The organism is Dryocola mayonis (assembly GCF_051307045.1).
GTDB lineage: Bacteria > Pseudomonadota > Gammaproteobacteria > Enterobacterales > Enterobacteriaceae > Dryocola.
Genome location: NZ_CP150452.1, coordinates 3,537,979 through 3,561,268 on the forward strand (window position 1 = coordinate 3,537,979; position 23,290 = coordinate 3,561,268).

Annotated in this window: 21 protein-coding genes, 1 tRNA gene and 4 pseudogenes; 16 read left to right on the plus strand and 10 right to left on the minus strand. The window is 53.8% G+C overall.

The features are described from left to right. Positions 1-2: 2 nt before the first annotated feature. A complete protein-coding gene (locus tag WLO32_RS17115) occupies positions 3-1,001 on the minus strand; it encodes a type IV pilus twitching motility protein PilT (protein WP_435946215.1) in 999 nt (332 codons plus the stop codon). A gap of 15 nt (positions 1,002-1,016) precedes the next feature. Between WLO32_RS17115 and WLO32_RS17120 the strand changes: the two genes are divergently transcribed. The 5 genes and pseudogenes from WLO32_RS17120 (at position 1,017) to hemW (ending at position 4,346) form a co-directional block, all read left to right on the plus strand. Further along, the gene (locus WLO32_RS17120; protein WP_435948329.1) at positions 1,017-1,721 is read left to right on the plus strand and encodes a YggS family pyridoxal phosphate-dependent enzyme; all 705 of its coding nucleotides are present in this window, start codon (positions 1,017-1,019) and stop codon (positions 1,719-1,721) included. 22 nt (positions 1,722-1,743) lie between these two features. Beyond that, positions 1,744-2,310, plus strand: a complete 567-nt coding sequence (locus WLO32_RS17125; RefSeq protein ID WP_435946216.1) for a YggT family protein — start codon at positions 1,744-1,746, stop codon at positions 2,308-2,310. After that, on the plus strand, positions 2,307-2,597 hold the full coding sequence (yggU, locus tag WLO32_RS17130) for a DUF167 family protein YggU (RefSeq protein ID WP_435946217.1): 291 nt from the start codon (positions 2,307-2,309) through the stop codon (positions 2,595-2,597). Before WLO32_RS17125 ends, yggU begins: the two co-directional genes overlap by 4 nt. Before the next feature lie 25 nt (positions 2,598-2,622). Then, positions 2,623-3,217 (plus strand): annotated as a pseudogene (locus WLO32_RS17135) (XTP/dITP diphosphatase). Beyond that, positions 3,210-4,346, plus strand: a complete 1,137-nt coding sequence (gene hemW / locus WLO32_RS17140; protein WP_435946218.1) for a radical SAM family heme chaperone HemW — start codon at positions 3,210-3,212, stop codon at positions 4,344-4,346. Before WLO32_RS17135 ends, hemW begins: the two are co-directional and overlap by 8 nt. Positions 4,347-4,652: 306 nt before the next feature. Here the strand turns inward: hemW and WLO32_RS17145 are convergent, their stop codons facing one another. Genes WLO32_RS17145 through trmB form a run of 3 tightly spaced genes read right to left on the minus strand, consistent with a single transcriptional unit; the run spans position 4,653 to position 6,466 of the window. Further along, positions 4,653-5,369, minus strand: a complete 717-nt coding sequence (locus WLO32_RS17145) for a DUF2884 domain-containing protein (RefSeq protein ID WP_435946219.1) — start codon at positions 5,367-5,369, stop codon at positions 4,653-4,655. A 51-nt stretch (positions 5,370-5,420) separates the two neighbouring features. Continuing rightward, the gene (locus WLO32_RS17150) at positions 5,421-5,747 is read right to left on the minus strand and encodes a YggL family protein (RefSeq protein WP_435946221.1); all 327 of its coding nucleotides are present in this window, start codon (positions 5,745-5,747) and stop codon (positions 5,421-5,423) included. After that, positions 5,747-6,466 (minus strand): tRNA (guanosine(46)-N7)-methyltransferase TrmB, encoded by a 720-nt coding sequence (gene trmB / locus WLO32_RS17155; protein ID WP_435946222.1) that lies wholly within the window; start codon positions 6,464-6,466, stop codon positions 5,747-5,749. Before trmB ends, WLO32_RS17150 begins: the two co-directional genes overlap by 1 nt. A gap of 154 nt (positions 6,467-6,620) precedes the next feature. On the opposite strand from trmB, the gene mutY reads away from it, so the two are divergent. Genes mutY through mltC form a run of 3 tightly spaced genes read left to right on the plus strand, consistent with a single transcriptional unit; the run spans position 6,621 to position 9,119 of the window. Further along, positions 6,621-7,709 carry an A/G-specific adenine glycosylase gene (gene mutY / locus WLO32_RS17160; protein WP_435946224.1) on the plus strand — a complete coding sequence of 363 codons (1,089 nt, stop codon included), beginning with the start codon at positions 6,621-6,623 and terminating at the stop codon, positions 7,707-7,709. Positions 7,710-7,711: 2 nt separating this feature from the next. Then, entirely contained in the window at positions 7,712-7,984 is a 273-nt protein-coding gene (locus WLO32_RS17165; protein ID WP_202303249.1) for an oxidative damage protection protein, read from the plus strand. Between the two features lie 58 nt (positions 7,985-8,042). Further along, entirely contained in the window at positions 8,043-9,119 is a 1,077-nt protein-coding gene (gene mltC / locus WLO32_RS17170) for a membrane-bound lytic murein transglycosylase MltC (protein ID WP_435948330.1), read from the plus strand. A gap of 35 nt (positions 9,120-9,154) precedes the next feature. Here mltC and WLO32_RS17175 read toward each other — a convergent pair. After that, a pseudogene (locus WLO32_RS17175) lies at positions 9,155-11,291 on the minus strand (ornithine decarboxylase). 449 nt (positions 11,292-11,740) lie between these two features. On the opposite strand from WLO32_RS17175, the gene WLO32_RS17180 reads away from it, so the two are divergent. Then, positions 11,741-11,816: transfer RNA gene (locus WLO32_RS17180), tRNA-Phe, on the plus strand. A 169-nt stretch (positions 11,817-11,985) separates the two neighbouring features. On the opposite strand, the gene WLO32_RS17185 is transcribed toward WLO32_RS17180, so the two are convergent. Beyond that, on the minus strand, positions 11,986-12,663 hold the full coding sequence (locus tag WLO32_RS17185) for a methyl-accepting chemotaxis protein (protein ID WP_435946225.1): 678 nt from the start codon (positions 12,661-12,663) through the stop codon (positions 11,986-11,988). Further along, complete coding sequence (locus WLO32_RS17190) at positions 12,572-13,660, minus strand: HAMP domain-containing protein (protein ID WP_435946226.1); 1,089 nt, start codon at positions 13,658-13,660, stop codon at positions 12,572-12,574. The genes WLO32_RS17185 and WLO32_RS17190 overlap by 92 nt, the downstream gene beginning before the upstream one ends. A 384-nt stretch (positions 13,661-14,044) precedes the next feature. Here WLO32_RS17190 and WLO32_RS17195 point away from each other — a divergent pair, with 384 nt between their 5' ends. The 4 genes from WLO32_RS17195 to WLO32_RS17210 all read left to right on the plus strand — a co-directional run bounded on the left by WLO32_RS17195 (position 14,045) and on the right by WLO32_RS17210 (position 19,118). Continuing rightward, a complete protein-coding gene (locus tag WLO32_RS17195; protein WP_435946227.1) occupies positions 14,045-15,139 on the plus strand; it encodes a methyl-accepting chemotaxis protein in 1,095 nt (364 codons plus the stop codon). After that, positions 15,114-15,626 carry a methyl-accepting chemotaxis protein gene (locus WLO32_RS17200; protein WP_435946228.1) on the plus strand — a complete coding sequence of 171 codons (513 nt, stop codon included), beginning with the start codon at positions 15,114-15,116 and terminating at the stop codon, positions 15,624-15,626. Before WLO32_RS17195 ends, WLO32_RS17200 begins: the two co-directional genes overlap by 26 nt. Positions 15,627-16,216: 590 nt before the next feature. Beyond that, entirely contained in the window at positions 16,217-17,854 is a 1,638-nt protein-coding gene (locus WLO32_RS17205) for an autotransporter outer membrane beta-barrel domain-containing protein (RefSeq protein ID WP_435946229.1), read from the plus strand. A 4-nt stretch (positions 17,855-17,858) separates the two neighbouring features. Continuing rightward, positions 17,859-19,118 carry an autotransporter outer membrane beta-barrel domain-containing protein gene (locus WLO32_RS17210; protein ID WP_435946230.1) on the plus strand — a complete coding sequence of 420 codons (1,260 nt, stop codon included), beginning with the start codon at positions 17,859-17,861 and terminating at the stop codon, positions 19,116-19,118. A 183-nt stretch (positions 19,119-19,301) separates the two neighbouring features. Here WLO32_RS17210 and WLO32_RS17215 read toward each other — a convergent pair whose 3' ends face one another. Further along, a complete protein-coding gene (locus tag WLO32_RS17215; protein ID WP_435946231.1) occupies positions 19,302-19,700 on the minus strand; it encodes a hypothetical protein in 399 nt (132 codons plus the stop codon). Positions 19,701-20,120: 420 nt separating this feature from the next. Further along, positions 20,121-20,478: pseudogene (locus tag WLO32_RS17220) on the minus strand (DUF1971 domain-containing protein). 331 nt (positions 20,479-20,809) lie between these two features. Here WLO32_RS17220 and WLO32_RS17225 point away from each other — a divergent pair. Next, positions 20,810-21,851: pseudogene (locus tag WLO32_RS17225) on the plus strand (aldo/keto reductase). 34 nt (positions 21,852-21,885) lie between these two features. On the opposite strand, the gene WLO32_RS17230 reads toward WLO32_RS17225, so the two are convergent. Beyond that, a complete protein-coding gene (locus tag WLO32_RS17230; RefSeq protein WP_435946232.1) occupies positions 21,886-22,389 on the minus strand; it encodes an ESA_00282 family adhesion-associated protein in 504 nt (167 codons plus the stop codon). A gap of 94 nt (positions 22,390-22,483) precedes the next feature. Between WLO32_RS17230 and WLO32_RS17235 the strand changes: the two genes are divergently transcribed. Continuing rightward, on the plus strand, positions 22,484-22,885 hold the full coding sequence (locus tag WLO32_RS17235; protein ID WP_435946233.1) for a hypothetical protein: 402 nt from the start codon (positions 22,484-22,486) through the stop codon (positions 22,883-22,885). A 5-nt stretch (positions 22,886-22,890) separates the two neighbouring features. Continuing rightward, positions 22,891-23,274, plus strand: a complete 384-nt coding sequence (locus tag WLO32_RS17240) for a cytoplasmic protein (protein ID WP_435946234.1) — start codon at positions 22,891-22,893, stop codon at positions 23,272-23,274. The last annotated feature ends 16 nt before the right edge of the window (positions 23,275-23,290 follow it).

Sequence of the window (23,290 nt, forward strand, 5' to 3'; positions counted from 1 at the left end):
CATTAGCAGCGTCCTTCCTTATCGATTTTTCCTTCTCGCACCAGCTGAGCCTCGCACTGGGTAAAACTCTGCATGCCGTGCTGCTGCCCCGTCTGTAACAGGCCGGGCAGCTGATGGGTTTTGCCTTCGCGAATCAGACTCGCCGCCGCCGGGGTGTTCACCAGCAGTTCATACAGCGCTACCCTTCCGCCCTTCTTCGCCGGCAACAGCTTTTGCGCCAGCACGGCCTTAAGGCTGCCCGCAAGCTGGCTGCGGATATGGCCTTTTTCTTCGGCCGCAAAGACGTCAACCAGCCTTTCCACCGCCTGCGCCGCGCCGCGTGTATGCAGCGTAGCCAGAACCAGATGGCCCGTTTCCGCCGCGGTTAAAGCAAGACGGATGGTTTCGCTGTCCCTCAGCTCCCCCAGCAGGATCACATCCGGATCTTCGCGTAACGCGGCTTTTAATCCGGCGGCGAACGAGCGGCAGTGCGTACCCGGCTCCCTTTGCTGGATCAGGCATCGTCCGGAGCGATGCTCAAATTCCACCGGGTCTTCCAGCGTGAGGATATGCCCGTCCAGATGATGATTGAGATAGTCCACCATAGCTGCAAGCGTGGTGGATTTGCCGCTGCCGGTAGCCCCCGTCACCAGGATCAGGCCGTCGGGCATTCGCAGTAAGGATGGAATTATCGGCGGCGCGCCTGATGCTTCTAACGTCAGGCCGGACGACGGCAGCAAGCGTAACGCGAGGGAATAGCCCTGAAGCTGGCGAAAAGCGTTGGCGCGCAGGCGAATGCCGCCGGCGAGCGTCACGGCAAAATCTAACTGCCCTGCCTCCTGCAGCTCTTCGCTTTGTGCTTGCGTAAGCCAGCCCGCCAGCAGGGTTTCGGGGTCAGGCGCGCTGTGCGCAAAGGGTTCAAGCCGCCCCTGCCTGCGCCAGCGTGCAGATTGCCCCGCGCACAGGTGTAGATCGGAAGCGTTATGCTTTACACTAAGGGCCACAATTTCTTCGATATCCATATCACTTCCCAACGTATGAACGAGATAGCGCACAATCTGGCACAGGTTCGCCACAAAATCTCAGCGGCAGCGTCACGCTGCGGCCGGGCTTCCGAAGAAGTTACTTTACTTGCGGTCAGTAAAACAAAACCTGCGAGCGCCATCGAAGAAGCGGTTGCCGCCGGGCAGCGGGCTTTTGGCGAAAACTACGTGCAGGAAGGCGTGGATAAAATTCGTTACTTTGCCGACAAGGGCGCAGCGCGGCTTGTATGGCACTTTATCGGCCCTTTGCAGTCGAACAAAAGCCGCCTGGTGGCCGAACATTTCGACTGGTGCCATACGGTAGATCGCCTGCGCATCGCCACTCGCCTGAGCGAGCAGCGTCCGGCACAATTAGCGCCGCTTAACGTACTGATTCAAATAAATATTAGCGATGAACACAGTAAATCCGGGATCGCGCTTAGCGAGCTTGACCAGCTGGCGTCCGCAGTCGCCGCGCTGCCGGGTTTGGTGTTACGGGGTTTAATGGCGATTCCCGCTCCTGAACCCGATTACGAGCGTCAGTTCGCCGTTTGCAGCCAGATGGCCGCGGCGTTCGAAACGCTCAAAAGCCGTTATTCGACGGTCGATACATTATCTCTGGGCATGACCGATGACATGGACGCCGCGATTGCCGCAGGCAGCACCATGGTGCGCATTGGAACCGCTATTTTCGGCGCGCGGGACTATTCCGCTCGCTAAACACTAAACGTTGAGGAACGCCATGCAGATGTTGACCTTCCTGATTTCCACCGTCATTGAGCTGTACGTCATGGTGCTGCTGCTGCGCATCTGGATGCAGTGGGCGCGTACTGACTTTTACAATCCGTTCTCGCAGTTCGTGGTGAAAGCGACCCAGCCGGTCATCAGCCCGCTGCGCCGTGTTATCCCGTCGATGGGGCCGCTTGATACCTCTTCGCTGCTTATCGCCTACGTGCTGTGCCTGGTGAAAGCGATGGTGCTTTTCCAGGCCGTCAGCTTCGCGCCGATCATCTGGATTGCCGCCCTGCTGGTGCTGCTGAAAACCGCGGGCCTGCTGTTCTTCTGGGTGATGATTATTCGGGCGCTGATGAGCTGGGTAAGCCAGGGCCGCAGCCCGGTGGAATTCGTGCTGATGCAGTTGACCGAACCCTTTATGGCGCCGATTCGCCGTATTTTGCCGGCGATGGGCGGCATCGACTTCTCCGGCATGATCGTCATTCTGGCGCTTTACGCGCTGAATATCGGCGTTGCCGAACTGCTGGCGCTTTCCGGCAACATGCTGCTGCCGAGCCTGTGGATGGCGCTTTGAGCGCGGTGAGTCAAACCACCGACGGGCTGGTTTTGCGGCTGTATATTCAGCCTAAAGCCAGCCGGGACTGCATTATCGGGCCGCATGGCGACGAGCTGAAAGTCGCCATCACCGCCCCGCCGGTAGACGGCAAAGCCAACGCCCATCTGGTAAAGTATCTGGCCCGGCAGTTCCGCGTCGCCAAAGGCCAGGTGCTGGTCGAGAAAGGTGAGCTGGGCCGCCATAAGCAAGTTAAGATTATCGACCCGCAACAAATCCCGACGGAAGTCACGGCATTGCTCGAATAATTACCGAAATTCACAGGATCTCGCTATGCAAAAAGTTATCCTCGCTACCGGTAACGCCGGTAAAGTGCGTGAGCTCGCCGATTTACTGCGCGACTTTGGTCTGGACGTGGTGGCGCAAACCGAACTGGGCGTAGAGTCCGCTGAAGAAACCGGCCTGACTTTTATTGAGAACGCCATTCTGAAAGCCCGCCATGCGGCGCAGGTCACCGGCCTGCCGGCTATTGCCGACGACTCAGGTCTGGCTGTCGACGCGCTTGGCGGCGCGCCCGGCATTTATTCCGCTCGCTACGCCGGTGAGGACGCCACCGATCAGCAGAATCTTGAAAAGCTGCTTGCTACGCTCAAAGATGTGCCGGACGAACAGCGCCGGGCGCAGTTCCACTGCGTGCTGGTTTATATGCGCCACGCGCAGGATCCAACGCCGCTGGTGTTCCACGGCCGCTGGGAAGGTAAGATTACTCGCGAGGCGGCGGGCGCGGGCGGCTTCGGCTACGATCCGATTTTTTATGTCCCGGGGCCCTGGCAAAACCGCCGCGGAATTAACCCGCGATGAGAAACGCGCCATCTCCCACCGCGGACAAGCGCTGAAACTGTTACTGGAAGCAATGAAACATGGCTAATTTGCCACCGCTGAGTCTCTATATTCACATTCCCTGGTGCGTGCAGAAGTGTCCCTACTGTGACTTCAACTCTCATGCGCTAAAAGGCGACGTGCCGCACGACGAGTACGTCAGCCATCTGCTGCGCGATCTGGATAGCGACGCGCCGATGGCACAAGGACGTGAAATAAAGACCATCTTTATCGGCGGCGGTACGCCAAGCTTGCTTTCAAGCGAGGCGATGCAAAACCTGCTCGACGGCGTGCGCGCGCGTCTGCCGCTGGCGGCGGATGCGGAAATCACCATGGAAGCAAACCCCGGTACCGTCGAAGCCGATCGTTTCGTGGGCTATCAGCGTGCCGGCGTAAACCGCATCTCCATCGGCGTGCAGAGCTTCAGCGAGCCGAAGCTTAAACGCCTGGGGCGTATCCACGATGCCGACGAAGCAAAACGCGCGGCGAACCTGGCAGGCGGTCTGGGGCTTCGCAGCTTTAACCTCGACCTGATGCACGGCTTGCCGGACCAGTCCCTTGAAGAGGCGCTGGACGATTTGCGCCAGGCGATAGCGCTTAATCCTCCGCATCTGTCCTGGTACCAGCTGACCATTGAGCCAAACACGCTGTTCGGCTCCCGGCCGCCGAAGCTGCCGGACGACGACGCGCTGTGGGATATCTTCGAGCAGGGCGACAAACTGCTGAGCGCCGCAGGCTACCGGCAGTATGAAACCTCGGCCTATGCCAAACCAGGCTTTCAGTGCCAGCACAACCTGAACTACTGGCGCTTCGGCGACTATCTGGGCATCGGCTGCGGCGCGCACGGCAAAATCACCTTCGGGGACGGGCGCATTCTGCGCACGGCCAAAACGCGTCATCCGCGCGGCTATATGGAAGGGAAATATCTCGACCGCAAGCATGAGGTGGAGCAGGCCGACAAGCCGTTCGAGTTCTTTATGAACCGCTTCCGCCTGCTGGAAGCGGCGCCGCGCAGCGAGTTCACGCTGTATACCGGGCTTGATGAGTCAGTCATTCGCCCGCAGATCGATGCGGCGGTTGCGCAGAATTATCTGGTGGAAACGGCGCAACACTGGCAGATAACCGAGCACGGCAAACTGTTCCTGAATTCGCTGCTGGAGCTGTTTTTGGCGGAGTGACTAAGTGGCGGATGGCGCGTTGCTTATCCGCCCTACGGAACGAGGACGGATAAGCAACGCGCCAAATGATTAACCATTGCAGGACGGATAAGCGTAGCGCCAAACGATTAACCATTGCAGGACGGACAAGCGTAGCGCCAAACGATTAACCATTGCAGGACGGACAAGCGTAGCGCCAAACGATTAACCATTGCAGGACGGATAAGCGTAGCGCCAAATGATTAACCATTGCAGGACGGACAAGCGTAGCGCCAAACGATTAACCATTGTAGGGCGGACAAGCGTAGCGCCATCCGCCGCATAAAATTACTTCAGCGTTTCAACCAGCCCTTTACGCTGGCCTTCAAGCGTCACCACTTTGCTGCACACATCGCGGCCGAACTGTTCGAAGTCCTGCTCCTGATTCTTCCACTCGTTCTGAATCGAGGTTTGCAGCCCGCCCAGGCTACCCAGCACGCCCTGTAGCGGGTTGCTGCCGCCTTTAAGCACCGCTTTTGCGCCCATCTCGTTGATGCTGTCCTGCAAAATGCCGCCCATCGCCTGGTTTACCAGGGTCTGGCCGTCGGCGCGTACCTGGTCGATAGCTTTATAGTGGAAGGTCAGCCCGTCCTGACGATGTTCGATAATGCGGTTCATCTGCTCCTTGAGCTGAGCGTCCAGTTTGGTCAGACGGCTACGCATATTGCTGCTCTCACCCACTTCCTGGGCAATGATTTTATCCAGCGCCACGCGTCCCTTTTCAACGCGGTTACGCGCGCCGGTGTCAATCCAGGGAAGATCGGTACGCAGCGCCTGCTGATAGTTAATCGCCAGCTGGCGCTGGGTTGCGTTTAAGGTGTGGGGCTTGCCGTTGAACTGCAGGCTGCCGTCCGGGGCGATAACCAGATTGCCATTCTCACCAACCACCTGAACGGACTGCGGGCTAATGACCACGTCATCGCGCGGGTTTACGCTGCATTTATAGTCGGCCTGCGCCTGCAGCGCGGTGAGGAGCAGAACGCCCATTAAAGCCTTACGAATCATAGCTACTCCTGAAAAAAAGGCCGGTTCAAACCGGCCCGTTTCTGTAATAAATCAGTCCCACCAGACGTCGAAAAGATCGCTCATGCGGATATCTTCAACCTTGTGCTCTTCGAGCCACTTACGCACCAGAGCCTGATGCTCTTCGGTGCATTTGCCGATTTCCTGCTTGCAGATCAGACCGTCCCACGCGAGGTAACCGCCGCCGTCAAAGGCCAGGCCGTTTTTATCGATGACGTCATTAATAAACGCATCAACGGTTTTATCAATCTGTTCTTCCGAGGTGCCTTCCGGGAAACGCCATGCAACTGAGAATCCCAGCTCCTGGAATTCGTCGATATGCATCTTTTTACGCAAACGACGGCTACGATTTTTTGCCATTATTTTACCCTCTCGAACATTAAGTCCCATACGCCGTGGCCAAGACGATGGCCACGCTGTTCAAATTTGGTCACCGGACGTGATTCCGGGCGCGGTACGTAGTCGTTACTCTGCGACTGGTTTTGATAACCGTCGATAGAGGACATCACTTCGAGCATGTGTTCAGCATAAGGTTCCCAGTCGGTCGCCATATGGAACACGCCGCCCAGTTTCAGTTTGCGCTTCACCAGCTCCGCAAAAGGCACCTGAACGATACGGCGTTTATTATGACGCGCTTTGTGCCAGGGGTCAGGGAAAAAGAGCTGAACCATGTTTAAAGAATTGTCAGGAATCATATTTTCCAGCACTTCCACCGCGTCGTGGCACATGACGCGCAGGTTTTCGACGCCCGCTTCGTGCGCGGTGCTCAGGCAGGCGCCTACGCCCGGCGAATGAACTTCGATACCGAGGAAATTCTGCTCGGGCAAAGCCTGCGCCATGGCCACCAGCGACGATCCCATGCCAAAACCAATTTCCAGCGTAACCGGCGCTTCACGGCCAAACAGCGCGGCAAAATCGGCGGGCGCGGCTCCATATTCGACGCCCATCACCGGCCAGTAGTTTTCCAGCGCGTGCTCCTGGCCTTTGGTCAGGCGCCCCTGGCGGCGGACAAAGCTACGAATCCGGCGCAGCGCGCGGCCTTCTTCATTAAATTCCGGTGAAATGACGTCATTCTTCATGGGTTTTGGCTACGTATTAGTGTTCGGGAAACGGGCATTATCCAAAGTTAAGGGTGAGTTGCAAGAACAAGCACCGGAAAGTTCCGGTTTACAGCCATCCGTGGTCTGTGCTGGAATCGGCACCCTGATTTAACCCTTTGCCGGATGCTCCGCGTTGACGATACAAGCGCCTCAATTCGCCCGCCAGGTTCTTGACTGGTACCATTTGTATGGGCGCAAAACGCTGCCATGGCAGCAGGAAAAAACGCCTTATAAAGTATGGCTCTCAGAAGTGATGTTGCAACAAACGCAGGTCGCTACCGTGATTCCTTACTTTGAACGCTTTATGGCGCGCTTCCCGACCGTGACGGATCTCGCCGATGCGCCGATTGATGAAGTTCTGCATCTGTGGACCGGCCTTGGCTACTACGCGCGCGCGCGCAACCTTCATAAAGCTGCGCAGAGGGTCGCAGACCAGCACGGCGGCGTTTTCCCGGAAACCTTTGAGGAGGTTGCTGCGCTGCCGGGCGTCGGGCGTTCCACGGCCGGCGCGATTTTGTCGCTCTCGCTCGGTAAACACTTCCCGATTCTGGACGGCAACGTAAAGCGCGTGCTTGCGCGCTGTTACGCCGTTTCCGGCTGGCCGGGCAAAAAGGACGTGGAAAAACGGCTGTGGGAAATTAGCGAGCAGGTAACGCCTGAAAAGGACGTTAGCCAGTTTAACCAGGCGATGATGGATCTGGGCGCCATGGTCTGCACCCGCTCAAAGCCCAAATGCGAACTTTGCCCGTTAAACAACGGCTGCGTGGCTTACGCCAACCACAGCTGGGCGAGCTATCCGGGGAAAAAACCGAAGGTCACGCTTCCGGAGCGCACCGGCTACATGCTGATGATGCAGCAGGATAATGAGGTGTTTCTCGCCCGGCGTCCGGCCGTTGGCCTGTGGGGAGGCCTGTACTGTTTCCCGCAGTTCGCCACCGCCGCAGAACTGCGCGAGTGGCTGGCGCAACGTCACATACCGGCCGATAATCTCACTCAGTTAATCGCCTTCCGCCATACTTTCAGCCATTTCCATCTGGATATTGTGCCTATGTGGCTTCCCGTGCATTCATTCACCGGCTGCATGGATGAAGAAGGCGCTCTCTGGTATAACTTAGCGCAACCGCCTTCCGTAGGGCTAGCAGCCCCCGTGGAGCGCCTGTTACAGCAATTACATGCAGAGCCGGTGGCCCTTAACGCCGCCCGGACTGCCGAAGAGGAATGATGATGAGCAGAACTATTTTTTGTACCTACCTGCAACGCGAGGCCGAAGGCCAGGATTTTCAGCTCTATCCGGGCGAACTGGGCAAGCGCATCTATAACGAAATTTCCAAAGAGGCCTGGGCGCTGTGGCAGACCAAACAAACCATGCTGATTAACGAGCGTAAAATGAGCATGATGAACCCGGAACACCGCAAAGAGCTGGAAGCGGAAATGGTGAACTTCCTGTTCGAAGGCAAAGAAGTCCACATCGAAGGCTTCACGCCGCCAGAAAAGTAATAAAAAGGGCCAGCGGCCCTTTTTTGCTAACCACAACGGGCAAAACATACACGGAATGATGAAAAAATTTCTCGCGCTAGCTTTAGTCGCCCCACTGCTCATCTCGTGTTCGGGCAAAAAAGAAGATACCTATAACGAAGAGTTTATTAAGGACACCAACGGATTTGATATTTTGATGGGGCAGTTTGCCCACGACATTGAAAATATCTGGGGCATAAAAGAGGTGCTGATCGCCGGTCCCAAGGACTACGTTAAATATACCGATGGGTATCTGACCCGTAGCCATATCAACTTTGACGACGGCACCATTACCGTTGAAACCATCGCCGGCACCGATCCGACAGCGCACCTGCGTCAGGCGATCGTCAGCACCTTGCTGATGGGCGACAATCCCGGTTCAATCGATCTCTATTCCGATGCTAACGACGTTCTGATCTCCAAAATGCCGTTCCTGTACGGCCAGGTGGTCGATAACACCGGCCAGCCGATCCGCTGGGAAGGCCGCGCCTCGAAGTTCGCGGACTACCTGCTGCAAACGCGCCTGCAAAAACGCTCAACCGGCCTGAAAATCGTTTATAGCGTGACGATTAACCTGGTGCCGAACCACCTTGATAAACGTGCCCATAAGTATATCGGCATGGTGCGCAAGGCCTCGAAGAAGTACGGCGTGGACGAGTCGCTGATCCTTGCGATTATGCAAACCGAATCGAGCTTTAACCCGTATGCGGTAAGCCATTCTGACGCGCTGGGCCTGATGCAGGTCGTGCAGCACAGCGCCGGCGTGGACGTGTTTAAAGCCCAGGGGAAGTGGGGCAAACCAAGCCGCAGCTACCTGTTCGACCCGGAAAGCAATATCGATACCGGCACCGCGTACCTGGCGATTTTGCAGGACAGCTATCTGGCCGGCATTGATAACCCAACGTCGCGCCGCTATGCCGTGATCACCGCTTATAACGGCGGCGCGGGCAGCGTGCTGCGGGTATTCCACAGCGATAAACAGCGTGCGTTCAGCATCATTAACAGCATGGGCGCGGACGATGTGTATCAGACGCTGACCACGCGTCATCCTTCTGCTGAATCCCGCCATTACTTATATAAAGTGAATACGGCGCAGAAAAGCTATCGTCGCCGGTAACGTGAACCGCCCCTCCTTCGAGGGGCGGTTTTGCCTCATTTCACCATGTACCCGTACAGACGCTTAATGCCGTCGGCATCCGTTTCGCTGTAAACACCCTGCAGCTCCGGCGAAAAGCCCGGCAGCATGTTTACGCCCTCTTCCAGCGCCAGGAAATAACGCAGCGCGGCGCTGCCCCAGACTTCTCCCGGCACGACGCACAGCACGCCCGGTGGATACGGCAGCGCGCCCTCGGCGGCGATGCGCCCTTCCGACTGGCTTAAACGTACCAACTCTACATTGCCGCGAATAAACTCGCTGTGCGCATCCTGCGGGTTCATGGCCACCGGCGGCAGGCTGGCTTTGCGGAACATCGATTTTTGCAGATCTTTTACCGCAAAACTGACGTAGAGATCGTGCATCTCCTGGCAAAGTTGCCGCAGCGTGTAGCCTTTATAACGCACCGGGTATTTCTGGTAGATGGTCGGCAGCACGTCGGCAAGCGGCGTATCGTCTTCAATATGCTGTTCGAACTGCGCAAGCATCGCCACCAGCTGCGCCATCTTTTCCGCGCTTTCCGCAGGCGTGAGCAGGAAAAGAATCGAGTTGAGATCCGATTTTTCCGGCACCACGCCGTTTTCACGCAGGTAGTTTGCGAGGATCGCCGCGGGAATGCCGAATTCCGTGTACTGCCCGGTTTGCGGATCGATACCCGGCGTGGTCAGCAGCAGCTTGCAGGGATCGACAAAATATTCATCTTTCTCGTAGCCTTCGAAACCGTGCCATTTCTCGCCCGGCTCAAAGCTGAAGAAGCGCCGCTGCCGGGCGATGATCTCGGTCGGATGATCCTGCCACGGCCTGCCCGCGACCACCGGCGGGATAAAGGGTTTGATCATTTTGCAGTTGGCGACGATAGCCTTGCGCGCTTCGATGCCAAGCGCCACGCAGTCCGCCCACAGGCGGCGCCCGCTTTCCCCCTCGTGGATTTTGGCGTTGACGTCCAGCGCCGCAAATAGCGGATAGAACGGGCTGGTTGAAGCGTGCAGCATAAAAGCGTTGTTCAGACGCTTATGCGGACAGAAACGCGCCTGGCCGCGAATATGATCGTCTTTTTTGTGGATCTGCGAAGTCTGGGAGAACCCGGCCTGCTGTTTATGTACCGACTGGGTAACAAAAATCCCCGGATCGTTTTCATTAAGCTCCAGCAGCAGCGGCGAGCAGTCCGCCATCATCGGGATAAACTGTTCGTAGCCGACCCAGGCGGAATCAAAGAGGATGTAATCGCAAAGGTGGCCAATTTTATCCACCACCTGCCGCGCGTTATAGACGGTGCCGTCATAGGTGCCGAGCTGGATAATCGCCAGGCGGAAAGGACGTTCGTCCTGCGCACGCTCCGGCGCCACCTCGCCGATCAGCTCTCGCAGATAAGCATCGTCAAAACAGTGCGCATCGATGCCGCCTATAAAGCCGAACGGGTTGCGGGCCCGCTTCAAGATAGACCGGCGTCGCGCCCGCCTGAATTAACGCGCCGTGGTGGTTGGATTTGTGGTTATTACGGTCAAAGAGCACCAGATCGCCGCGGGTCAGCAGCGCGTTGGTGACGACTTTATTAGCCGCCGAGGTGCCGTTTAGCACGAAATAGGTTTTGTCGGCGTGGAACACTTTGGCCGCGAATTTCTGCGCGTGCTTTGCCGATCCTTCGTGGATAAGCAGATCGCCAAGCTTCACGTCCGCGTTGCACATATCCGCGCGGAATACGTTCTCGCCGAAGAAATCATAGAACTGGCGTCCGGCAGGATGCTTTCTGAAAAACTGGCCGTGCTGGTGGCCGGGACACGCAAAGGTGCTGTTTTCCATCGCCACGTATTTGGTCAGCGTATCGAAAAACGGCGGCAGCAGGCTGTCTTCATACCCGGCGGCGGCGGTTTCCAGCTCCAGGTAATCCTGCGCTTTATCGGTGATAACCCCCGTAAAAGCCGCCTGCTCTTCCGGCTGGGTTGCAGAAACTAAAAAGACCGGCAGGTTGAAGCCCGTGCGTTTAAGCAGCGCCAGAATGCCGCTGCGGCTGTCCGCAACGGACAGCACGACCGCCGCAACATCGGTAAAATCGGTCTCGTCGAGCGCGACCACTTCACGATGGGTGGAAAGCGCGGCGGCCACGTCGTGGCTGGCGGCAATTTTCAATGATTTCATATGCACAAATCCCAAAGCTTAAGGATGAGTGGGTGCCAGAAGGCACGGCAAAGGGAAAGGTTCCCCGGCGAATGCGTCCTGCGGGTCTGAAGAAGGTAACCACTCCGACCGCCAGACATCAGTAAAACCAGGCTGCGTTACCTGATTTTACTGTTGTCCTGCAGCGAGCGTGCGCAGCCCTCACCGCATAGCGGGCGAAGGTGTTCGGGAGAGCGTGGACAGGTGGGCGAGCGCCATCGAGCGATGTCGGTGAACATTGACTGTGAACATCAATTAGCGCCCCGTTGAATGCGTAAAATTTCGCGCAATCATGGCACCTTCTTTCGCAGGGTTCAAGAAGCGCGGCGTTACGGAGATCCAACTTAGCGCACATTATTCATGCAAACGCACGACGCTGTCCTACAAAATCGTTGACGAAGAAAAGGCTTTACGGTTTAATGCGCCCCGTTGCCCGGATAGCTCAGTCGGTAGAGCAGGGGATTGAAAATCCCCGTGTCCTTGGTTCGATTCCGAGTCCGGGCACCACTTATTCCAGAAAAACCAGCCTACGGGCTGGTTTTTTGCTTTCCGGGACACGGACTCTTCCTCAAACCTTTTTTCAGAAAAAAGCGGTTACTTGCCTCATCCATGAGGCTTCTCCTGCGCGGCAAGCGTAAGCGCTTTGCAAAGCTGCAACGAAGGCGTGGCTCAACAATCAGGCGCCGGCTTTTTTATCGCCAGCGGCGCCCGCCATTGTGTTCATTGCCAGGCGAAATCTGGACATCGTACCGGAAAGGTTCTTCGCCAGAGCGTTCAGGTTTCTGGTGCTCTGCGCAGAGGCGTCCACCAGTGAAGCATTTTGCAGGGTAACGGCATCCATCTGGTTGACCGCAGCGGCAATCTGGTTAATGCCGAGGTTCTGCTCATCCGAAGCGACGGTGATTTCCTCCATGATTTCGCTGACGCGGGAAACGGAAGAGAAAATGTCCTCCATTGCCTCGCCGGCGTGGGAAACCTGTTCCGTGCCCTGGGCTACGCTTTTAACCGCGTTGTTGATCAGGTCGTTGATTTCCTGCGCGGCGTTGCCGCTGCGGATGGCAAGGTTGCGCACCTCAGAGGCAACAACCGCGAAACCGCGCCCCTGCTCGCCCGCGCGTGCTGCCTCAACGGCCGCGTTCAGCGCCAGGATATTCGTCTGGTTGGCAATGCTGTTAATGACGGCGCTGATTTCTGATATCTGGTGGGCGTATTTTTCAATATCGCCCATCGTGGAGACGGCGCCGTTCATCACTTCGGTGCCTTTAGCTACCGTAGTTTTGGCGTGCTGGGCCAGCTGGTTTGCCGAATGCGCGTTCTGGGAGTTGTTCGCCACCGTGGTTTTGATCTCCTCCATGCTGGCGGCGGTTTCCTGAAGGGAGCTGGCCCTGCTGCTGCGTTCTTGAAGAGAGATCCAGATTGCCTTCCGCAATCGCGGACGAGCTGTCATCGATAAGCCGCACGTCGTTTTTTACCGAGGAAATAATATCCTTGAGAAATTGCTGCATTTCTCTGATGTTAAGGAACAGACCGCCAATCTCATCTTTTCTGCCTACCGCGATATCGCCGGTTAAATCGCCGTCGGCGATCATGCGCGACAGATGATTAACCTCGCTGATTCTGTTGGTGACCAGCTTCCTGACGATAATATGAGAGGCGAAGATCAGCCCGACGAATAAAAAAGATAACAGGATCATGTAAAAATTATTTTTTCGGCTGAATTCAACGATAAAGTCGGCGCCGCCATTGACGTCATACTTCATAATTAATCCGTTGAAATCATTAGCCAAATCATCGAATTCACTGGCGTCGGCGACCTGAGCGCCGCCCTGTTTTAAGCTGTTAATTTCCTTTGCAAGGGCATTTTTTAAATCTTGCGTCATTTTTACGCCGGACTCTGTTTTAACCGGCGCATGTTTCAGGAACTCATTGAAATGGCTTTCCGCCTCGAGGCTCAACGCATTAACATCGGCGCTGGGAGAAATTTTAATTTCTTTTAAAACTGAAGCGGTATCCGAAAGCGTTTTATATTGATAAAAACCTTTGATTAATCCGTCATAATTCTCAGACACTTTGCTTATCGACAGGAATGAGAAAACTGAAAAGACAACAAACAGAAACAAAAAAACAACATTAATAGCGATCAAAATGTTACGTATTGAGAGCTTAGGCATATCTAATCTGGCTACCTTTATAGGCTGCAAAAAAGCGGGACAGTTAATGAATCGGTAAAAAGAAAAAAAACTTAAGCGGGGAACAAATTTATGCTTTTCGCGGCCACGTCTTCTTACCAACCCTTGCAGGACGGGGCTTCCAGGCCAACAGGCCCGCTTAAAATGGCCGGGCGCTTTCATTTCCGTCAAGCCAGTTTTACATTTTCGTCGCCCTACGTGATTGCTCAAAAAATATAAAATATACAGTTACTTTTTGAGCGCTTATTTAGATACCATAAAAGTTACTTATGGATATATAAATTTGCCAGGTTTACAAACGGCAGGCTTTATTAACCGCCTTAACCATCTGTTGATTTTTTGTTTCTACCGGTGGTTGCCTTTTGTGCAAAAATAGCACCCTCTTTAACAAAAAGCCTGGCCTGCCCGTTCCTGCGCCCCACGGCTAGCATACTTTCCGCTTTATTGACAATTAAAAATGCAATTTTAGTTATTAAGCTAATCTTCGATAAATACATCATGGCTTTTTAACTAAAGCGTTCGTCCATAACAGTAGGAAAGAAAAAAATGCGGTTTAAAGATTTAAGCGTGCGCGTGCGCCTTACTTTGGGTTTTTCATTTGTTTTATTAATGGTTATTTTTATGGCGGCAATGGGCTTTCTGCGGCTAAACGACGTCAGCATCCAGGCTGATATTATGGTTAAGCAGCTTTTAGTTAAGGAAAGGCTGGCGGAAGAATACGCGGCTATCGTCAGCGGCAACAGCGCCAGAACGATGGCCGGGATGTTAACCACCTCGCCGGAAACCCGCTCCACCATCATCGAATCCTTCAGCAAGGATGTTAAACGGGCAGAAGATATCCAGCAGTACCTTCGCAATAATATCCACACCGAGCACGGCGAAAAGCTTTTGCGGAATGTCGCTACCGTTCAGGCTGAATACCATATGCTACGTGAAAAAGGATTCAAGATGAGCACAACGGTTTCCGAAAAGGAAATGGATCGTTTTATTGACGAAGAGTGGGTGCCCCTGACGCAAAAATACAGCCAGGCCGTTACGGAGCTTTCGCTCTATCAGCAAAAGCTGATCGATGACTCGTATGTCCGTATCGTGGCGGCAGAAAACTCCGGGAAATTGATGCTGCTCATTTGCAGCGTCAGCGCCGTGCTTGCCGGATACCTGATAGCAAGCCTGATTGCCCGCAGCATTACCGTACCTTTAAGCTCGGCGGTAAGCATCGCCCAGGAAGTGGCGTCGGGCAACCTGACGGTTGATATCGCTATCGATTCCAAAGACCAGCTGGGACAGCTTAAAGAGGCGCTGCGCGATATGACCGCAAGCCTGCATACGGTGACCGAAAAAATGGGTAACGGCGCGCAATCTATTGCGCAGGCGTCTTCTGAAATCCTCAACGGCAACCAGGACCTGGCGGATAAAACCGACGTGCAGGCGGCAAGCGTCAGGCAGACCGCAGCGACCCTGGAAGAGCTGTCGTCGACCATTGAAGGAACGGCTGAACATACGGCCAGGATGCACACCTTTATGTCCGAGTCCGGCGGCATTGTTCGCCGAAATGGCGATCTGATGTCGGAGGCCCACTTCCCGCATGGATTCGATTTATGCCTCTTCGGAAAAAATGGCGAACATTATTGGCGTGATTGAAGGCATCGCTTCCCAGACGAATATCCTGGCCTTAAACGCCGCCGTCGAAGCGGCCCGCGCCGGCGAACAGGGAAGAGGATTCGCGGTAGTGGCAACCGAAGTCAGGGGGCTTGCGCAGCGCTCTGCCTCCGCGGCGAAGGAAATCAAGGAATTGATCGTTAACTCAGTCGATCAGATCTCCAGCGGCCGGGCTCTGGTGACCCGCGTTCACTCCGGCATGGGCGATATCATTAACAAAGTAGAAAGCATGCTGCAGCTGATGGACGGGATCGCGGTGGCCACGCGTGAACAAAGCGACGGCATTATGCAGCTCAATGAAGCTATGGGGCAGATAGATATGGCCACCCAGCGAAACGCAACCCTGGTAGAAAATTCCACGTTTGCCGCCGCGTCAATGCAGGAGCAGGCACAGCTGCTGCAGGAGATGGTGCAGTTCTTCAAGCTAAAAGCCACGAAAGCCGGCTTTTCCTTGCCTGTCCAGCAATAGATGTTTGCAGTAGCGGTTTCGCTGTAAGCCCGCGATAGCGGCTTTTCCTTCAGCTACCCGACCTGGAGCTTCCGGTTTCGCTTGCATAGCGGAGCGGGCTTTCCGGGTCGGGATGCAAAATAACCGGTCGCTTTCTGCGTCCTGCCCGTAACGTCATGGATACTCGAAAATTCTTATGTAAAATATTTTGCCGATATAATCTTGCCGACTACCGCCTGGCCTTTTAATTTTAAATGCGCGCTCAGCTTTATTAGCTGCTAACGCCCAAGCCATAAACAGAACAAATATCAAAATAAAAAGCCATCACTTATTTATATCTGTAACCCTGCTAATTATGACGATGACAACCTGATACGCTTATTTAACCGAGACATATCTCTTAAATAACCCCGCGACGCCCGAGAAAATTTATAGAAAAAGAGCGTATTTTCAGATTGTACCTACAAGAAAATAGCAATATAGCTGAAATATCGCCCATAAAATCAATAAGAAATATATTTAACCGCCACGCATTCACTGAAAAAATAGTTTACATTAAAAAAAATACCGATTTAATATCACCACCTCTAATACATCTGGAAGAAACAGCTTTGGACAGCATCTCGTTTACCTATAATAATAGCACTAAGCTACTGCTTAAATGTTCTCTGGTCGCTACCGCTCTCGTACCGTTATTAGCCAGCGCGGCGGTAATTAGCCAGTCGACGGATACGCCACAGATATTCAATACCGATCGGGAATATACAATAGAAGCCGGCGTAGTTATCAAATCCGCCAGCAGCAGCCCGGCGGTAACAATTAATAACAGTATAATCGAGTCAGTCGCGAACGTTGGAACCATTGCGGGCAACACCGGCAGCGGTCTTTTGATTAATACGCTCTCTCCCGATGTGGTTATCAATAACCAACAAACGGGCACTATCTCCTCGCTCAATAGCACCGCAATTTCCGTAGAGTCAATGGCGGGATCCATTAATAACGCCGGCGCCGTCGCGGGTAAAAATTTCGCCATTAAAATCGGGGAAAATGTTTCCCCGCTTAAGATCTTCAATGCCGCCGACGCGACTATCACAGCGGATACGGCTATTGATACCAAAGTGTCCGTTCAGCTTAACAACAGCGGAAAAATCGCCGGCGTTAACGGCTCGGCCATCGCGATGCATGACGGCAACTCAACCATCAACAACACAGGATTATTGTCAGGCCAGGCAAAGAGCGCAATTCTCGTTGACGGCAACGCGAAAGTCGACCTGACCAACGGTGGAATAATTGATGGCGGAGGCTCAACTGCAATTGAGTTAGCCAGCGCTAAAAGAAATACCGTCACCCTGACAACAAACTCGGATATTAAAGGCGACGTTATTTCTTCAAACTCTACCAGTAACGCCCTTTTATTAAAGGAAGCGGGCAGCGAGGACAGTAATTTTATTGGCCGCAACGCCGGCGAGGGCTTTGCCTCATTGACAATGGACGGCAGCGACTGGGAGCTGACTGGCAATATCGACGTTATTGGCAGCGGCGACAGCATCATAGCTAACAGCGGTAAATTAACGCTGGCGGGCGATGTGGCGAACAAAGGTAATACGCTTATCAAGCAAGGCGCCGCATTTCAGCTCGGCAACGGCGATAAAACCGGTACGCTCACAGGTAGCCTAATCAATAACGGCATATTTATTTTTGACCAGGCTGACGACTCGCGGTTTGATAACGTCATCAGCGGCGGCGGCGAGGTCGTTAAAAATGACGATCGCCGGCTGTTACTTGGCGGAATGAATACCTATAGCGGTAATACCACCCTGAATCGGGGCACCACACTGCTCGCTGAAGGCGCAGCCCTTGCGAGCGCAGCTATCGCGGTGAATTCGGGCGCTATTTTTGCCAGCGCGGGCGAAGTTTCAGGCAACGTCAATGTTGCCAAAGGCGGCACCCTCGCCTCCTGGAATGCGGTGGAAGGGACGACCGCCACCTCTGCCGCTGCGGCTAACACTATCAATGGCAACCTGGTTAACAGCGGCAGCCTGCAGATTTCCAGCCTGCAGCAGGAGGCGGGCAATATTTTTACCGTTAACGGCGATTATACCGGCCACGGCGGCAGCCAGATTATCATGAACAGCGTGCTGGCGGACGACGCCTCCCCTACGGACCGGCTGGTGATTAAGGGAAGCTCGCTTGGAGAATCGGCAGTTAAGGTCAACAACATCGGCGGCCCTTGGCGCGCAGACGGTTAACGGGATGAAAGTTATCTCTGTCGCCGGAACTTCAGACGCTAAATTCGCCCTCGCGTCACCGGCCGTCGCCGGCGCCTGGGAATATAATCTGCTTCAGCATGCCGATGGTCACTGGTATCTGGAATCCCTTTCTGTGCCGCCAGCGGTCGATCCTGCGCCTGAGGATAAAGCTCCCCCTGCCGACGATAACGACGCTTCTGCCGGCGGTAACGATACTCCTGCCGGCGGCGACAGCGCCCCTGTCGACGATAACGATGCCCCGGCCGGCGATAACGATGATTCCGCCGGCAACGACGATACCTCTAACGGCGGCGCCTCTCCGCGTCCAAATCTTTACCATCCCGGCGTTGGCGCCTGGCTTGCCAACTATGCCGCGGCGCAAAATATGTTCCAGCATAAACGCGAAGATCGCGACCAGCTGGTTATACGTAACGAGGATAACCTCAATACCTGGATGTATGTGAACGCGCGCTACGGCGAAAACAAAGCGGCCGACGGAGCCATCAGCAATAAATCAAACATGACGGTTGTGCAGCTGGGCCACGATATTTTCGCCAGGCCGTTGGGCAAAGGCATAATGAATGGCGGTTTCATGCTGGGCGCCGGCAATACGGACAGCAGAATTTCCGTTCACAATAACCGCCGTACCGCAAGCGGCGAAGTCCAGGGATTCAACGTCGGGGTATATGCAACCTGGCAGGAAGATACGACTAACCGCACCGGCGCCTATGTTGATAGCTGGCTTGCCTGGAACACCTTTAAAAATACGGTGAACAGCAGCCTAATGCCGCAGGAGAAATATAACAGCCGCGGTTACGCTGCGTCTGTGGAGGCTGGCCATGCGTGGCTGTTGGATTCCCGTTCCGGGCGCGGCTGGAAGCTGGAGCCTCAGGCGCAGGTTATTTATAGCTATCTGAATCAGGATAGCCATACCGAAGCCAACGGTTCGCGCATTAACACGGTTGATAACGGCAGCGTGCTGGGACGCCTTGGCCTTAAAGCCAGCAATATCGAAATCAATGCGCCAGAAGCCTGGCAGCCGTGGGTGGCGGCAAACTGGCTGACCGGAAGCGGTTCAAACGATTTGCTGTTTAATGACGAAAAGGTCAGCAATAACATTCCGGATAACCGCGGCCAGCTCGAAGTCGGCATCAGCGGTCGAATGAATCCAGCCTCCACCGTTTCATTGCGCCTGAACGGCGAATGGGGTGAAAAAAGCTATAACGCTTACTCAGCTCACGTTCTGTGGAACTACCGCTGGTAATCGGCATAAAAATGCCGGCGCGCAAACGCCGGCATTTTTTAGCGCTTTGTGTAAAAGCTGAATGTCCGTTACGGAGAATCGGGGTTTAACCACTCAAAAATCCCCGAAAACAATAAAGAAATATCTCATCGACAAAAGCCCGGAAGATGCAGTATCGCCAGGAATGGTCAATGCGCTATGGGCCTAGGATGACTTAACCATTAATTCCATCAGGTGGCTTTTAATCCGGAAGCAAAGCTCGCGCATCTGAAATTCCGTCTGCGGCAGTACGATATTATTAATCTCGGGGCTAATTGACGGCTCGACCTGGCGATATTTATTGATAGCGGCGGTTAATTTCTGCACTTCCTGCATGTACTTGTTATAGGAAGCCTTACTGTAGACCTGCATGGCTTCCAGCTCTTTACGGCACTCCTGCATCCGCGTTGCCCGGCTGCCGCCTGTCGTCTGGCTCTGGGCCGCAGGGGCTGCGGGCTGAGAAACGACTGCCGGTTCGCGTATTACCGTTTTTTTCGGGGTCTCTTGCGCGCATCCTCCCGTCAGCAAGAGGCCTAGCGCCGTAACGATTGCTAATTTTTGCATAATTTTCCTTTTACGCGGTGTATACGCGCGGTATTAATTCCCCGCGGCGCAATACACGCTATCCAGTTTATGTTTCTTATCGCCGATACGTATTGCGGATGGGCGTTATTGCGGAAAAAATATCACATTAACCCAAAATACGATCAATGTTTTAGCGCAACTTTTCGATAAAACAGAATAATCTATTGTTTTAAATCGGCGCATTTGCAATCAAAAAAGACGCTATTTCTGGCGGTAATTATGCACAATTAGATTCCGGCCCGGCGCCCGCCCATCATAACGGCAGGCAATCATCATGATTGCCTGCCGTTATATAGCGATGCCATAAACTCGCTGTTTCCGCCCGCCGCAGCGGACCTGGCTAAATCACCAGAGGATCAGCATTGATTCTTTCCGACGTTTATCGCACTTCATTTCACGCTATTTTTTCGAGGTATTGACTACCTGGCCGAACCCTTTTCCCTCTAATTCCGCATCGGGCGCGGCAAAGAAATCGATATTAAAGTAAGTGTCGTCGGTGAGTAACTCGATACGGTGCCAGTACTGCGGCGGGCTAACGCCAAAGCGGCCCTTCTTCAATGATCACTTCAATTTCCGGGGTGGTGTCGTGTTCGTTGCGAAAACCGATATATTTTACGGCCCCCGCCATGACCGACAGCCGCCCGTAGACATCCTTCTTCGTATTGTGATGGGTAAGCAGAGCTTTTGGTACCGAGTCTTTATTCCAGAAAGGCGTGGAGCGAGTATGTTTGTAATCCGCCGGGATGCGATGTGCCATGGTGTTCTCCAGTAGTAAAGGTAGATGGAGAAAGTACTGCAATGCGTGTGCCATAAATCTATGCCGCTGTATTTAATAGAAATTAGCCTGAAGCCAGCTTTATCTCTGGTCATTCTGACATTGATGCTGGCTGTCAAATAGACCGTATTTTGTCATTTTGACTATAAAAATAGCGGCTGGCGCAGGCCGGGACGAACAAGTTTATGCAGGGGCGCTTTTTCCATACTGTGTGATCCATCTCCACCATTCAGACTCTTAGCCTGGGGTTGCCCGGACGAACGGAGTAAAGTGGAACAATGTTTCAAATTACCCCATCCGCTAAGGAGATATCATGCCTTACCAGGCTTCCCCCTCCCGTTATGAATCCATGCAGTATCGTCGCTGCGGCCAAAGCGGGCTGAAGCTGCCCGCCCTTTCTCTCGGTCTGTGGCACAGTTTTGGTCATATTAACAATCTGGAATCACAGCGCGCGCTGCTGCAAAAAGCTTTTGATGCAGGCATCACTCATTTTGATTTAGCCAATAACTACGGGCCTCCTCCCGGTTCGGCCGAAGAAAATTTTGGCCGCCTGCTGCGCCAGGATTTCGCCCCTTATCGCGATGAGCTCATTATCTCTACCAAAGCTGGCTATGATATGTGGCCGGGCCCGTACGGCTCCGGCGGCTCGCGTAAATACCTGCTGGCAAGCCTTGATCAAAGCCTGCAGCGCATGGGCCTCGACTATGTCGATATTTTCTATTCGCACAGGGTTGACGAAAATACGCCGATGGAAGAAACCGCTTCGGCGCTGGCCCAGGCCGTACAAAGCGGTAAGGCCTTATATGTCGGTATTTCTTCCTATTCGCCGCAACGCACCGAGCAAATGGCCAGCATGCTGCGCGAGTGGAAAATCCCCCTGCTTATTCATCAGCCCTCTTATAACCTGTTAAACCGCTGGGTTGATAAAAGCGGCCTGCTGAATACCCTTGAGCAAAACGGCATCGGCTGCATTGCCTTTACGCCGCTGGCCCAGGGCCTGTTGACCGGGAAATACCTTAACGGCATTCCCGAAGGGTCGCGCATGCAGGTCGAAGGGAAAAAAGCGCGCGGGCTGACGGAGAATATGCTTTCCGAAGCAAACCTTAACAGCCTGCGGTTACTCAATGAAATGGCGCAACGGCGCGGACAGACCATGGCGCAGATGGCCTTAAGCTGGCTGCTGAAAGATGAAAGGGTAACCTCGGTACTGATAGGCGCAAGCCGTCCGGAACAGCTGGAAGAAAACGTGAAGGCGCTGGAAAACCTGCGGTTTAGCGCCGAAGAGCTCAGCAATATCGACAAATACGTGGCTGACGGCGAGCTAAACCTGTGGCAGGCCCTCTTCGGATAAATAGCCTGACGGCGGGCAACGGCTTGCCCGCCTGTTGCCTATACGTCGGCCAAATCAACAGCAGGGCGCTGGTATTGCGGCCAGACCAGCGCCACCAGCCGGGGATAGGCCTCGTGGCTTAGCTCATTAAAACACTGGCGTAAATTGAGTACTTCTATATCCGCGAGCGAAACCTGCTCTCCTTCAGCACAGCGTTTTTTGATATTGTCGTAATACTTATAGACCGCCGAATTCAGGTCGCTGCAGCGACGCTGCGCATTAAATAATTCAGGGCAGGTGGTCAGCTCGTCAATGCGCATTCTTTTTATGGTGGCGTGGGTAAAATCAATATATTCGCTGCTTACCCGCCAGAAGTAATCCGGAGTAATTTTGATCATCAGCATGGAGAAATAGTCCTCACGCTCTTCAGCGCTGCTGGCGGGAGCCTCTTTTAATTTCTTCGACGCCGCGTTTTCCTGCTCACCGGCCATTTCTTTCATTAACAACGCCACGACGCCTGCGAGCATCGCCAGGGTGGCAATGAAATAAAAAACGCTGTGCATCCGAAACTCCTGTTTTTTTTATTTTGAAATTGAGGCATCATAATATTGACCTACCGCCCGCCAGCAGCCTATTGATATCAAAGGACATAGCTCAATGTTGCCCAACAGTTTCATGCCGTGGCGCTTTCAGAATTTTACCGTGGAAGACGACGGCGATAGCGCAAGAAATAGCGAAATGAACGCCCCTGTTCAGCAGGCGTTTTCAACGCTGGAAAAAACCATTCTTAGCGGCAACTATTATGCCGGAGTTGCCAAAAACACGCTACTGGAAGAAACGGACAGGCATATTAAAGAGCGCCTGCTTTGCGCGACAAAAATTGAAACCCTGGTCGCGGTAATCAACGAGCTGTGCGAACAAGAGAAGCTCAACCCCGCGGATTTACAGATGCTGGTGGAAGACAAAACGTCAGAAATACGGCTAAAAGAAGAACAGATTTGGCTAAACCAGCTTACCCAACAAAAAAACTGGCCGTTATTTTATGCTTTTGAGGAGTAATGGCTATGTCACAAACAAACCAATCCCCGTTATTAGAAAAGAACGCCGCCAGCGCAGATGACTTTGAATTTACCTTAAATCAAAATATCAATGCGCTGATAATGTTGAAAAATGAAAATATCGCCCAGTATACCCAGGACGTTACCGATATCACCTCCGCGCTGGTCGATCTTAAGTGGAAAAACCGCCGTGAGATCTTTCCGCTGAGATTTAAAGAAGAGGTTTACGGCGCGGTATTAAGTGAAATTATCAACAGCCAACCGCAGTTAAAGCAGGTAATAATATCGCGGCTGGAGGCCCATTATCAGCAGATTAAAACTCGCGAAGCGCAGACTTTATCCATCACGCGCGGGCTGATTGAAGGCACTTACAGGACGCCGAATTTATAGCCAGCAAGAGCGGATG